Consider the following 12,720-nt stretch of genomic DNA (forward strand, 5'->3'; position numbering starts at 1 on the left):
CGGTTACATACCGAACCCGGAAGCTAAGCCTCACAGCGCCGATGGTACTGCAGGGGGGACCCTGTGGGAGAGTAGGACGCCGCCGAACAAATATTACGAAAGAGCCCCAACCTCGGTTGAAAAACCGCTGGTTGGGGCTCTTTTGCGTTTGTTAGCGTGGCCGTATGAACAGCGTGGTCAACGGCGAGTATGTGGTTCGGGCGATACAGGCCGACGAATGGCCCGAGGTGAAGGAGCTTCGGCTTCGGGCGCTTCAGGATGCTGTGGCTCACCTCGCCTTTCTGGAGACCTACGAGGACGCGGCCGCGCGGCCCGATGCGTTCTGGCAGGAGCGAGCTCTCGGCGGGGCCGAGGACGCGGCCTCGGTGCGGCAGGTCGTCGCCGTGGCGCCGGGCGGGGAGTGGGTCGGCAGCGTGACCGTACTGATGGAAGAGGCCGGGTCCACGGACTGGGCCGGGTTTCCGGTGGAGCGGCGGCAGGCGCACGTCGTCGGGGTCTACGTGCGGCCGGAACACCGGGGGAACGGGCTGCTCGATGCACTGTTCGCAGCCGGCCTCGCATGGGCGTGGGAGCGCGGAGCGGAGCGGGCACGACTCCTCGTGCACGAGGACAACGGGCGGGCGCGTGCCGCGTATCAGAAGGTGGGGTTCGAGCCCAGCGGGGTCATCGTGCAGCTGGAGAGCGACACGGAGAAGCGGGAGCTGGAGCTGGTCATCGCGCGCGGCTGAAACGTCACACCGGGAGTTCGTGGTGGGGCCAGCGGGTGCGGGCCTGTTCCCGGGAGCGGAGCAGGGCCAGGGTGGGCAGACCGCGGTCCGTGCCGGTGCTCAGCAGCTCGGGGAACTGGGGGAGCGGGGCGACGGCCGCGATGTCGTCCAGGACGAGCGTCAGTGGTGGGTCGAGCCGACCGGAGGATGACCGTTCGGCCATGCGCCGGCCGTGCTCGACCACGCTTGCGACAAGTGCCGTCAGAAGGGGCATCGCACCGGGGTCGGTCCTGGGGTCCTCGATGGATTGGCCCACCACGTAAAGCGTTCCCCCTTCGTTGACGAAGGAATCCAGGGCGAGCGCATCAGTTCGGTTCGGAGTGCAGGCTTCGCGGATGTTGACCGTGGACAGGGCGGCGAGCGCACGGTTCGTCAGTTCCTGGGCCATGTCCCGGCGTTCGGGGTGGGAGGTGAGGGCGGCCTCCAGTTCGCCGGCGGCTCCGGGGGCGGCCTTGGGGTTGGTGCGCAGGGTTCGTACCGCGTCCTGCACCTGGGTGCCCTGTGCCCAGCGGTGGACGTGCCGGATGGTGCGGCCGTCGATCGCGGCGGCGTGGAGATAGCTGCGGAGGAGCGTTTCGGCGGTCTCGGCCAGGGTTTGGTCGACCTTGGCCGTCGGTCTCACCGGGGCGAGGAGGGCGGTGGCCCGCTGTACCGCTGTCTGCTTGTCCTCGCAGCCCGTCGTCGGTGACCAGTGGATACGGGCCGGGGTGTCGCAGAGGTGCGTGGGGTCGTAGAGAAGGGTGGGGCCGAGTTTGGCTCTCGCGTCCTTCGTGTCCGACCAGAGTGCGGGGTTCGAGGTGACCACGAGCGCGGGGCCCTCCGCGTCCCGGATCGCCTGGCCGGCGGTTGTCTGGCGGGTGGCGGGGGGTGCGTAGAGCACCGTGCGTTCGGCGCGGTTCGCCTCCCAGCCGGCCGCCCGTCTGCTGTCGGCGAAGAGGTCCCGCGACTCCTCGGCCTCGGGCTCCGTACGAGGAACCGGCACCTCATGCACCTGAGGGGGCGCCGGAGCCGCCACGGTGGCCGGAGCCTCCACCGTGCTCGGGGCGGCCACGGCGCTTGGGGCGGCCTTCTCGGCTGCCCGCCGGAGCTTCCCGGCCCGCCACCGCGCCAGCGTCCCCATCACGAACACGGTGAGCACGAACAGCACCATCAGCTGGCCGATGAACAGTCCCCAGAACAGCCCGTACCCGGAGAGCTCGGCCGCCGGGGTGGCGGGCCAGGCGCCCGTGATGTCGTGCGGTTCGCCGATCAGGTGTCGTATGGCGAGCGGCGTCCGGGTGAAGGTGACCCCGGAGGGCCACGAGCCGTCGGCGAACCAGCCGGCCAGTCCCGTCGCCGTCCACACCAGCAGCGTCATGCCGAGGAGGAACACGAGTATCCCGATCAGCAGTCCGTCGGGGATGCCGCCCTGGCCCTCCCGACGGGGGTCTCGGCGATCGTCCGGTCTCACGGGGTTTCCCTCCCTACGCCACCGTCGACTCGGAGTCGTCGAGGTGCTGTTCCGCGAAGGCAGCCGCGCGCTCCTCCGCCTCCAGTTCGGCCGCGCGCAACGCGTCGTGGGACTCCCGGTCCGCAAGTTCCTGCTGGTCCTCCAGGTCGCGGGAGGACTCGGTCATCGCACGGTCGGTGAAGACGAGGGGGCGTTCCGTCTCGGTCACCAGGTGCTTGACCACCTGGACGTTGCCGTTGACGTCCCAGACCGCGATGCCCGGGGTGAGGGTCGGGATGATCTCCACGGCCCAGCGGGGCAGGCCGAGGACCCGGCCGGTGGCCCGGGCCTCGTCCGCCTTCTGGGCATAGATCGTCCGGGTGGAGGCCATCTTCAGAATGGCCGCCGCCTCCTTCGCGGCCGCGCCGTCCACGACGTCGGAGAGGTGGTGGACGACCGCGACGAAGGACAGACCGAGCCGCCGCCCGAACTTCAGCAGCCGCTGGAACAGCTGGGCCACGAAGGGGCTGTTGATGATGTGCCAGGCTTCCTCGACCAGGAAGATGCGCTTCTTGCGGTCGGGGCGGATCCAGGTGTGCTCCAGCCACACGCCGACGATCGCCATCAGGATCGGCATGGCGATGGAGTTGCGGTCGATGTGGGACAGGTCGAAGACGATCAGCGGGGCGTCCAGGTCGATGCCGACCGTGGTCGGGCCGTCGAACATGCCGCGCAGGTCACCGTCGACCAGGCGGTCCAGTACCAGGGCGACGTCCAGGCCCCAGGCCCGCACGTCGTCTATGGCGACGTTCATCGCCTCCGCCGACTCCGGCTCGGGGTGCCGTAGCTGCTCCACGATGTCGGAGAGGACCGGCTGGCGCTCGACGATCGTCTCGTTGACGAAGGAGTGCGCGACCTTCAGGGCGAAGCCGGAGCGTTCGTCCAGGCCGTGGCCCATCGCGACCTCGATGATGGTGCGCAGCAGGGCCAGCTGCCCGGTCGTGGTGATCGAGGGGTCCAGGGGGTTGAGCCGGATGCCGTGGTCGAGGGCCGCCATCGGGTCCAGCCGGATGGGAGTTATCCCCAGCTCCTCCGCGATGAGGTTCCATTCGCCGACGCCGTCCTCGCCCTGGGCGTCCAGGACGACCACCTGTCGGTCGCGGAAGCGCAGCTGGCGCAGGACGTAGGTCTTCTCCAGGGCCGACTTGCCGTTGCCGGACTCGCCGAGGACCAGCCAGTGCGGTGCCGGGAGCTGCTGGCCGTACAGCTGGAAGGGGTCGTAGATGTAGCCCTTGCCGGAGTACACCTCGCGGCCGATGATGACGCCGGAGTCGCCGAGGCCGGGTGCGGCGGTCGGCAGATAGACCGCCTGGGCCTGGCCCGTGGAGGTGCGCACCGGCAGCCTGGTGGTCTCGACCTTGCCGAAGAGGAAGGACGTGAAGGCGTCGGTGAGGACGGACAGCGGATCCCGCATGTGGGGTCCCTACCTTCGGATGCCGGTGGCGAACGGGAGGGTGTTCACGAAGGCCCGGTGGTGCTCGCGGTCGCACCACTCCAGCTTCAGATACGACTTTCCGGCCGAAGCTCTTATGGTCCGCTTGTCGCGGTTGAGTGCCTCCGGGGAGCGGGACGAGACGGTGATGTAGCCGACCAGGTTGACGCCGGCCGCGCCGCTGGCCAGGTCCTCGCCGCGCTGGTCGAGGCGGTTGTGGGCGGCGATGTCGCGGGGGTCGACGGTGCGGTTCATCTTCGCGGCGCGGCTGGCCTCGGCCTCGTCGTTGGTCTTCTCGGTGAGCATGCGTTCGATGGCGACCTCGGTGGGTTCGAGGTCCATGGTCACGGCGACCGTGCGGATGACGTCCGGGGTGTGGACGAGGAGGGGCGCGAGGAAGTTGACGCCGACGGGGGTCATCGGCCACTCCTTGACCCAGGCGGTGGCGTGGCACCAGGGGGCGCGGGTGGCGGACTCGCGGGTCTTGGCCTGGAGGTAGTCGGGCTCCATGGCGTCGAGTTCGGCCGGCCAGGCGTTGCGCTTGGTCATGGCCTGGATGTGGTCGATGGGGTGGTCCGGGTCGTACATGGAGTGGACGAGGGAGGCGAGCCGGCCCTGGCCGAGGGGCTGGCGCACGCGGATGTCCGCTTCCTGGAGGCGGGAGCAGATGTCGGTGAGCTCGCGGGCCATGACGACGGCGAGTCCGGCGTCGCGGTCGATCCTGCGGCCCGGCTGGGGGCTCGCGGCGCGGGCCATGGCCTGTGCCTCGGCGGAGAGTTCGCGGTTGTAGTGCATGCAGGCGACGAGGTAGGCGCGGTGCTGCTCGCTGCTGGTGGAGACCATGGACTGGAGTTGGTCGTACGACTGCTGCAGCCAGCCCGGGGCCCTGTCGTCGCCGCGCTGTGTGACGTCCTTGGCGTGGGCGTCGGGATCGGCGGGGAGGGTGCGGGCGAGCATCTGGATGCGGGTGACGAAGCCGTCGCCGTTCGCCACGTGTTTGAGCAGGGTGCCGAAGCGGTCGACGAGGGCTTCCTGGTCCTCGGAGTCGCGCAGGCCGACGCCGGGGCCCTCGATCTCGATGGCGGCGGTGACGGTACGGCGGTCGGCGTGCAGCAGTACGGCGATCTCGTCGGGGCCGAAGGGGGCGGCGAGCCAGGAGATGCGGCCGATGCCGGGGGGCGGGCCGATCTCCACCTCGCGGCCGTCGAGCCGGGTGCCGGCTTCGATGACGCCGCTGCGGTAGGCCGTTCCGCGGCGCAGGGAGCGCTTGTAGCTGCGGTTGATCTCGAACCACTTGTAGAACGTGCGGCGTTTGTACGGCACGTAGACCGCCATCAGCGCGAGCAGTGGGAAGCCCATCAGCAGCACGATGCGCAGGGAGAGGACCGGGACGAGGAGGCCGCACATCATGCCGAGGAACGCGCCCACGATGATGAGCGCGATCTCGCCGGACTCGCGGTTCCGGCCGACGATCGCGTTCGGCCGGGCGCGGCCGATGAGATACGTACGGCGGGGCGTGACCGGATGGGACAGATGGGACTCGGTCGTCAACGCCCTTCACCTCCAGTGCGGTTGCTGATGTTGCGGGTACTGCCGGCGTGCGGGGTGTTCGCCTGGCTGGGCGCGCGGGGTGCGGGTGCGGCGGAGGGGACAGATCCGCCGCCACCACTGTTCGCGGTGCGCGAGCTGTGCGCGGCGACTCCGCCCTGGGCCGGGTTGGCCGGGCGGGGGGCGGAGGCGGACTGGCCGCCGCCTCCGTTGTTGTCGGCGCGGGCGCTGTGGGTCTTGATGCCCTGTGCGACGAGGGTGGCGGGGGAGCTGATGACCGCGGCGGCCTTGCCCTCGGCGCCCTGCATGATGCGGTTGCTGCGGCTGTTCGCGATCTCGTCGCCGAAGCCGGGGACGAAGCGGTAGATCATCGCGCTGGCGAAGATGGCCAGGAGGATGATGGCGAGGCCGGAGACGACGGCGGAGAAGGCGTTCGGGCCGTTGTCGCTGGAGAGGGCGCCGGCGAGGCCGAGGACGATGACGATCACCGGTTTGACCAGGATGACGGCGATCATGATGCCGGCCCAGCGGCGGACGTGACCCCAGAGGTTCTTGTCCACCAGGCCGGCGTAGACGACCGTGCCGAGGAGGGCGCCGACATAGAGGAGCGCGGCGCGGATGACCAGCTCCAGCCAGAGGATGCCGGCGGCGAGGATGCTGACCAGGGAGACGACGATCAGCATGATCGGGCCGCCGCCGATGTCCTGGCCCTTGCTCAGGGCGCCGGAGAAGGTTCCGAAGAACGTGTCCGTCTGGTTGCCGGTGGTCTTGGCGAGTACGTCGGTGACGCCGTCGGTCGCGGACACGACGGTGTACAGGATCAGGGGGGTGAAGGCCGAGGCCAGGACGGTCAGCCAGAGGAAGCCGACGGCTTCGGAGAGCGCGGTGGTGAGGGGGACGCCGCGGACTGCTCGCTTGGCCACGGCCAGCAGCCACAGCAGGAGCGTCAGGATGGTCGACGCCGCGAAGACCACCGCGTACTGCTGGAGGAACCTGCTGTTCGTGAAGTCGACGTTCGCCGTCTCCTTGACCGCGTCACTGAGCTTGCCGATCGTCCATGACGCGGCGTCGGCACAGCCCTTGGCGAGGGAGGAGAGGGGGTCGAGGGTGGCGGTGAGGGGGTTGCCGGTGGACGGCGCACCTTTACCACCGGACCCGCGCTCGCAGTATTGCTTGGCGGGGCCGTGGATCAGGTCGCAGGGGTTGTTGCTCTTCGAGGGTGTGGGTGGCGGGGTGGGTGCGGCGAAGGCTCGGGTGGCCAGCAGGACTGCTGCGCTCTGCACGGCCGTGACTGCGGCGGTCAGCTTGAGTACACGGTGGTCAGCGGGCATAGGTGAACCCTCCGTACTCCTCGACGGCCTTTGACATCTCGTCGGCGCTGGCGGCTCTGTCGTCGCCGGGAACTGGCGCCGGGCCTTCCTTCTGCGTGTGCGTGACGATCTTCCAGTCGCCTGCGGTCCATTCGAGTTTCATGGTGATGGTGAACCAGCTGTTGGTGACCGGGGTTGTGGAGTTCTCGCCCGCCAGTCCGAGCAGTCCGCTGCACCAGACCTCTACGCTCGCGGTGTCGCTGGAGGATCCGGTGATTCTGGTGCCGATCGGGCTTGTGCGGGAGACGAACGTGTAGCCCTTAGGGGTCGTGCCGTCCGCGCTGAGGCCGACGCTCTTGTTGAAGTCCGGTGTGTACGCCTGGTCGAGAGACGCTTCGAAGCTTTGGACTCGCGACGGAGTGATGACGGCGCGCAGGATCTCGTCACGCTTGGCCTTGTCGAACATCTCGGCGGAGCCGAGTGCCACCGCATAGTTCGCCGCCGCGCTCTGTGCCCCCTGGGCGTTGTGGGCGAAGCCTGTGGGGATGCCTGTGGACTTTGTTGTTACTGGGGTTTCGCCGGTGGGGGCTGTTGTTGAGGTGGTGGGGGTGTTGGTGGGGGGTTTGTTCGAGGAGGGGGTGTCGTCGTCGCGGTTGGCGAAGGCGATCGCCGCGATGAGGAGGACGACGACGCCGACCACCGTGACCAGGCTCCGGGAGGAGGAGCGGGCGGTACGGCGGGCGCCGCCGTAGGGGTCGGCGCCGGGGAGGCGGGTGCGGGTCTCGCCGGTGCCGTAGTCGTGCTCGTCTCCGGTGCTCATGTCGCGCAACCCCCCTCGTGCCGGACCGCGTAGGAGTACGACGGTAGCCGTGCTGGTTCCCGCGCGGGCGCGGTGTGGTGACTCGGCATCAGGGAAACGCGGCTAGACGGCCATGCCGTAGACGATGGTGAACAGCGTGCCCAGTGAGCCGATGATGAAGACTCCGGTGAGTCCGGCGATGATGAGGCCCTTGCCCTGTTCGGCGCTGAAGGTGTCCCGGAGGGCCGTCGCGCCGATGCGCTGTTTGGCCGCGCCCCAGACCGCGATGCCGAGGCAGAGCAGGATGGCGACGGCCATCACCACCTCGATCATCACCTTCGCTTCGTTGCCCAGGCTGCCGAAGGGGCCCCAGTCCGGAGCGATCCCGCCGATGATGGTGTTGATGTCTCCCTTGTCGGCCGCAAAGAGCATGTAAGTCACCGCCCCTGGTGGGTAGTTCCGCAGTCCCCTGCGGGGTGCAGAGGTCAGACCTCATTCTCGCCGACAATGTCGCTGTCGTATGTCGACTTGACGCCATTGGCCGACGGGTTTCGTACGAATCGCGTCTATGGTCACTCTGTGTATCACGGCAGGTCACGCCGGGCAATGAGGCCTGAGCGGAACCTGTCGTGTGGTTCCGTCGTTGAAGTCTTCTTCAGACTTCTTCGATCTTCTTCGGTCTTCTTCAGGGCCCGGCCGGGGTTTTGACGGTGGATCGGGTGAGCCGTCGAGTCGATGTTCTCACGGCAGGCGCGGGCGGAGTCCGTGCAGGAGCAGGTGGACGTGGTCGTCGAGCCCGGCGAGCGCGGACTCGGCGTCGAGGGCGCAGCTGGTGATGAGCGCGGCGAGGCCGTGCAGGCTCGCGGCGGCGACGTGGGTGATGCGTTCCGGGTCGCCCTGGACCATCTCGCCCCGCGCCTGGGCGTCGGTGACGAGCAGGGTGAAGGTGTCGAGGGAGCGTTCGACGGCGGAGGTGAGCTGGGTCGAGCTGTCGGGGTGGTGCTTGCGGGAGTACATCAGCTCCAGCAGCTCGGGGTTGTCGATGGCGAACCCGAGGTAGGCGCGGCCGAGTGCGGCGATGCGCGGTTCGAGGGCCAGTCCGGGGCTGTCGGCGGCGTGGAGGGCCTGGTTCATGCGCTCGTAGCCGGTGAGGGCGAGGGCGTCGAGCAGCGCCTGCTTGTCCTTGAAGTGCCGGCCCGGGGCCGCGTGGCTCACCCCGATGTCGCGGGCGAGTTCGCGCAGGGAGAGCGCGGCCGCGCCCTTCTCGCGCAGGGTTCGTTCGGCGCTGTCGAGGAGTGCGGCGCGCAGGTCTCCGTGGTGGTAGGGGCGGCTTGCGGGCATGCGGACCATCGTAACTCGATGTTGACGGCGCCAGCTTTGTTGGCGGTGTCATCTTTGTTGTCGTTGACATCATTGTTGGCGGTGCCTACATTGGCGCCATGGCTACCGACAAGTGGGACGCGTCCCGTCTTCCTGATCTCTCCGGCCGTACGGCCGTCGTCACCGGCGCCAACAGCGGTATCGGTTTCGCCGCCGCGGACGCGCTGGCCCGTGCGGGGGCGCATGTGGTGTTCGCCGTGCGGGACACCGAGCGGGGCCGGGCCGCCGCCGCGAAGGTGCCCGGCAGCACCGAGGTGCGCCGCCTGGACCTGGCCGACCTCGCCTCCGTGCGCCGGTTCGCCGAGGAGTGGCAGGGGCCGATCGACCTGCTGCTCAACAACGCGGGCGTGATGATGCTGCCGCAGTCGCGGACGAAGGACGGCTTCGAGACGCAGTTCGGTACCAACCACCTGGGCCACTTCGCCCTCACGAACCTGCTGCTGCCGCAGGTGACCGACCGGGTGGTGACGGTGTCCTCCACCGGCCACCGCTGGGGCGGCGCGCGGATCGAGTTCGACGATGTGAACATGGCCGGTGACTACGGCCCGCAGCGTGCCTACGCGCAGTCCAAGCTGGCCAATCTCCTGTTCACCCTGGAGCTCCAGCGACGGCTGGCGGAGGCGGGGTCGCGGGTCCGCTCCGTCGCCGCGCATCCCGGCTGGGCGGCGACGAACCTCCAGAACCACGCGGCCAACCCGATCGTCCGCGTGGGCATGCGGATCGGCGGAAAGTTCCTGGCCCAGGACGACCGGGCGGGTGCGCTGCCCACCCTGTTCGCCGCGACCCAGGACCTGCCAGGCGCCGCCTACGTCGGCCCGGACGGTCTCGGCGGGATGCGGGGCGCGCCCACGCTGGTGGGGCGCAGCGCGGCGGCCAGCGATCCGGCGGCGGCCCGGCGGCTGTGGACGCTGTCGGAGGAGCTGACGGGTGTGAAGTGGGGCGGTCGGTAGCGTCGGGCCGGCGCCTTTTCACGAGAAATTCAGGCGCCATGGGGAACCGTTTCCCGGCTGCGCGGGAAAGAGTGAGTCCTGATGAAGCGGAACTCACGTGCCTGGCACGCCCCAGCTGTCTCGCGTCCCGTGTTGCTCGGCGGCGTGATGGTGCTGCTGGCCCTCACCTCGGCCTCGGTCGCCGCGGCGGATGCCGGGCCGGGGCCGTTCGGGGTCACGAGGACGGCGGAGGCGACCGCGCGCAGCGCGCGGGTCGGCGCGCTGTTCCGGGCCGACCGGTCCGGTGACCTCGCCGGGAACCACTCCTGCACCGCGTCCGTCGTGCACAGTCCGCAGGGGGATCTCATCGTGACCGCCGCGCACTGCGTGACCAGCGGTGGCGCCGGGCTGGTGTTCGTGCCGGGGTACCGGGACGGGCGGGCGCCGTACGGGGTGTGGCGGGTGGGGCGGGTGTTCGTGTCCGACGGGTGGTCGGACGGGCAGGCCGAGGACAGTGACATCGCCTTCGCCGTCGTGGACGGGCCGGACGGCGGGCGGATCGAGGACGTCGTCGGCGGCAACCGGATCGCGTTCGGTACGGCGACGGGGGCGACGGGTGTGACGGTCACCGGGTACCCGAACACCAGCGAGGTGCCCCTCAGCTGCACCAACAAGCCGTCCGCCCAGAGCCGTACGCAGCAGCGGATCGACTGCCCCGGCCTCACCGGCGGGACCAGCGGCAGCCCCTGGGTGAACGGGGACCACCGGATCGTCGGTGTGCTGGGCGGGTACGAGCGGGGCGGGGCGACGGACGACACCTCGTACAGCGTGACCCTCGGCGAGGAGGCCGCCGGGCTCTACCAGGACGCCGTGGACGGTTCCTGAGTACCTGTCAGCGCAGAAGGCCCGGTCAGCACCGCAGCCCCGGCCAGCGCCGCGAGGGCCCTCAGGAGCGGCCGCCCCATCGGCCGCGACGGCTTCGGCCGGGCCGGTTTCCGTGTCGGGCAAGTCGCGAGAGCATCCCCAATAGGCCGTAAGTTGGCCGGGAGTGCCGACGTGGCCCGAATGCGGCCTTGAACCGGGCGCGGATGGGGGAGGGTTGAGGGGTGCGCAAAGTCTGGGTGGCTGGCGTGGCCGCGGTCGGGCTCGGCCTGAGCTTCGTGATGCTGCTCGTCGTCGGGGTGTACATGGTTGCCGGGAACCTCGCCGGTGGTGTCGGCGCGGGTGGTGTCGCGCTGGCCAAGGGGGCGGTACCGGCCGCCTATCAGGTGCTCGTGCAGAAGTGGGGCAACCTGTGCCCCGCCCTGAACCCGGCGCTGCTCGCTGCCCAGTTGTACCAGGAGAGCGGGTTCAACCCGGACGCCAGGAGCCCGGCCAAGGCGCTGGGGATCGCGCAGTTCATCCCGGGCACCTGGGCCACCCACGGCGTCGACGGGGACGGTGACGGTGACCGTGACGTGTGGGACCCGAACGACGCGATTCCGTCGGCCGCCTCCTACGACTGCGAACTCGCCAAGTACGTCAAGGACGTGCCCGGCGACCTCTCGCACAACATGCTGGCCGCGTACAACGCGGGGGCCTACGCGGTCATCAAGTACGGGGGTGTGCCGCCGTACAGGGAGACGCAGGGCTATGTGCGGACGATCACGACCCTGGAGGAGAGCTTCGCCGCTCCGGCCTCCCGGGTGGACCCCTCCCGACAGGCCGCCGGGGCCATCTACTTCGCGCAGAAGAAGCTCGGCACGCCCTATCTCTGGGGCGGTGAGGGTACGGCCTCGCAGGGCGGGCGGTTCGACTGCTCAGGGCTCACCAAGGCGGCGTACGAGAGTGTCGGTGTCACGCTTCCCCGGGTCGCCAACGACCAGTACAACGCCGGGCCGCATCCGTCCCGGGATCAGTTGCTCCCCGGTGATCTGGTGTTCTTCTCGGACAACCTGACCGACTCCCGGGCCATCCGGCACGTGGGCATCTACGTGGGCGGCGGGTACATGATCGACGCGCCGCGGACGGGAGCCGTGATCCGGTTCGACCCCATCGACACGCCGGACTACTTCGGGGCCACACGGGTAACCGAGGATGGCGCGAAAGCGCTGCCCACGAAGGTGTGAAAAGAAGGTGTGAACTAAACGTGAACCCGTGCCCTGAGCTGGGGTGATGGGTCTCTCTTCGATAACGTCTGCGTGATCATTCGGTGGAGTGTGGAACGTATCAACGAGGGTCGTGCGTTCCTGTTGACGTAGCCGAGCGAACGTCAGCGCAGACCAAGCGGATCTACAACCCACGGGGGTGCAAGGAGCGGCGCACGAGAGGTGCGTCCGGGACGACGACGAAGGGGCCGCGGCACCATGGCTGTACTCGCCGAATCCGGATCGAACCCCGACGTCGACCTGCTCTACGACATCAACGGGCTGGCCAGGAAGGCCCCGTACTGGCTCGACCGGACCATCGGGTTCGTCGGTGAGTACGGGCTGCTGCTCGCCATGGTGCTGCTCGTGCTCGGGTGCTGGTGGTCCGTGCGGCGGCGGGGCGCGCCGGACGCCGCCTCGTCCGTGGCGGGGCTGGTGTGGGCGCCGCTCGCCGCCGCGATCGCGGTCCTCGTCAACGTGCCCATCCGGGGGTTCGTCGGGCGGCCCCGGCCCTTCCGGGAACACCAGGGGATCGATGTCCTGGTCTCCGGGAAGACCGACTACTCCTTCGTGAGCGACCACGCGACGATCACCATGGCCCTCGGGGTGGGGCTGTTCGTCGCCAACCGGAAGTTCGGGATCGCCGGGATAGGGCTCGCGCTCCTCGAGGGCTTCTGCCGGGTGTACATGGGGGTGCACTACCCGACCGACGTGGTCGGCGGCTTCGCGCTCGGCACGGCCGTCGTGCTGCTGCTGTCACCGCCGGCGACGGCGCTGCTCACCCCCCTGATGAAGGCCGTCGAGCGGTCCCCCCGGGCGGGCCGTCTGATCCGTCGCCGGCCCCTGTCCGACGCCCCCGTCGACCCGGGCAACACCGCGCTCCCGGCCCCCCGGACCTCGGCGACGTCGGGGGAGCGGGACCTGGCGGCCTGAGCCTGTC

The 12,720-nt window shown here is 69.6% G+C and carries 12 protein-coding genes and 1 rRNA gene; 6 read left to right on the forward strand and 7 right to left on the reverse strand.

What is annotated here, in order from left to right:
• Both rrf and ACIPK3_RS14220 read left to right on the forward strand, forming a co-directional pair.
• Positions 1–88: ribosomal RNA gene (gene rrf, locus ACIPK3_RS14215) — 5S ribosomal RNA — on the forward strand; the annotation flags it as partial.
• Between the two features lie 76 nt (positions 89–164).
• Positions 165–728 (forward strand): GNAT family N-acetyltransferase, encoded by a 564-nt coding sequence (locus tag ACIPK3_RS14220; protein ID WP_402569453.1) that lies wholly within the window; start codon positions 165–167, stop codon positions 726–728.
• 4 nt (positions 729–732) lie between these two features.
• Here ACIPK3_RS14220 and ACIPK3_RS14225 read toward each other — a convergent pair whose 3' ends face one another.
• From ACIPK3_RS14225 to ACIPK3_RS14255, 7 genes are all read right to left on the reverse strand, one after another.
• Positions 733–2,217 (reverse strand): type IV secretory system conjugative DNA transfer family protein, encoded by a 1,485-nt coding sequence (locus tag ACIPK3_RS14225; RefSeq protein ID WP_402569455.1) that lies wholly within the window; start codon positions 2,215–2,217, stop codon positions 733–735.
• 13 nt (positions 2,218–2,230) lie between these two features.
• Positions 2,231–3,670, reverse strand: a complete 1,440-nt coding sequence (locus tag ACIPK3_RS14230; RefSeq protein ID WP_402569457.1) for an ATP-binding protein — start codon at positions 3,668–3,670, stop codon at positions 2,231–2,233.
• 9 nt (positions 3,671–3,679) lie between these two features.
• On the reverse strand, positions 3,680–5,239 hold the full coding sequence (locus ACIPK3_RS14235) for an SCO6880 family protein (protein WP_402569459.1): 1,560 nt from the start codon (positions 5,237–5,239) through the stop codon (positions 3,680–3,682).
• A complete protein-coding gene (locus ACIPK3_RS14240; RefSeq protein WP_402569461.1) occupies positions 5,236–6,567 on the reverse strand; it encodes a hypothetical protein in 1,332 nt (443 codons plus the stop codon). The genes ACIPK3_RS14235 and ACIPK3_RS14240 overlap by 4 nt, the downstream gene beginning before the upstream one ends.
• Positions 6,557–7,366, reverse strand: coding sequence for a hypothetical protein (locus ACIPK3_RS14245; RefSeq protein ID WP_402569463.1), 810 nt, complete (start codon positions 7,364–7,366; stop codon positions 6,557–6,559). Before ACIPK3_RS14245 ends, ACIPK3_RS14240 begins: the two co-directional genes overlap by 11 nt.
• Before the next feature lie 102 nt (positions 7,367–7,468).
• Complete coding sequence (locus ACIPK3_RS14250; protein WP_014673544.1) at positions 7,469–7,777, reverse strand: hypothetical protein; 309 nt, start codon at positions 7,775–7,777, stop codon at positions 7,469–7,471.
• Between the two features lie 309 nt (positions 7,778–8,086).
• Positions 8,087–8,695 (reverse strand): TetR/AcrR family transcriptional regulator, encoded by a 609-nt coding sequence (locus ACIPK3_RS14255; protein WP_402569465.1) that lies wholly within the window; start codon positions 8,693–8,695, stop codon positions 8,087–8,089.
• Positions 8,696–8,784: 89 nt separating this feature from the next.
• Here ACIPK3_RS14255 and ACIPK3_RS14260 point away from each other — a divergent pair, with 89 nt between their 5' ends.
• From ACIPK3_RS14260 to ACIPK3_RS14275, 4 genes are all read left to right on the forward strand, one after another.
• Positions 8,785–9,675 (forward strand): oxidoreductase, encoded by an 891-nt coding sequence (locus tag ACIPK3_RS14260; RefSeq protein ID WP_402569467.1) that lies wholly within the window; start codon positions 8,785–8,787, stop codon positions 9,673–9,675.
• Between the two features lie 81 nt (positions 9,676–9,756).
• On the forward strand, positions 9,757–10,539 hold the full coding sequence (locus ACIPK3_RS14265) for a trypsin-like serine peptidase (RefSeq protein WP_402569469.1): 783 nt from the start codon (positions 9,757–9,759) through the stop codon (positions 10,537–10,539).
• Positions 10,540–10,817: 278 nt separating this feature from the next.
• Positions 10,818–11,762 (forward strand): NlpC/P60 family protein, encoded by a 945-nt coding sequence (locus tag ACIPK3_RS14270; protein ID WP_402570174.1) that lies wholly within the window; start codon positions 10,818–10,820, stop codon positions 11,760–11,762.
• 237 nt (positions 11,763–11,999) lie between these two features.
• On the forward strand, positions 12,000–12,713 hold the full coding sequence (locus tag ACIPK3_RS14275) for a phosphatase PAP2 family protein (protein ID WP_402569471.1): 714 nt from the start codon (positions 12,000–12,002) through the stop codon (positions 12,711–12,713).
• Positions 12,714–12,720: the final 7 nt, after the last annotated feature.

It is taken from the genome of Streptomyces sp. NPDC086787, assembly GCF_044745865.1.
Classification (GTDB): Bacteria; Actinomycetota; Actinomycetes; order Streptomycetales; family Streptomycetaceae; genus Streptomyces.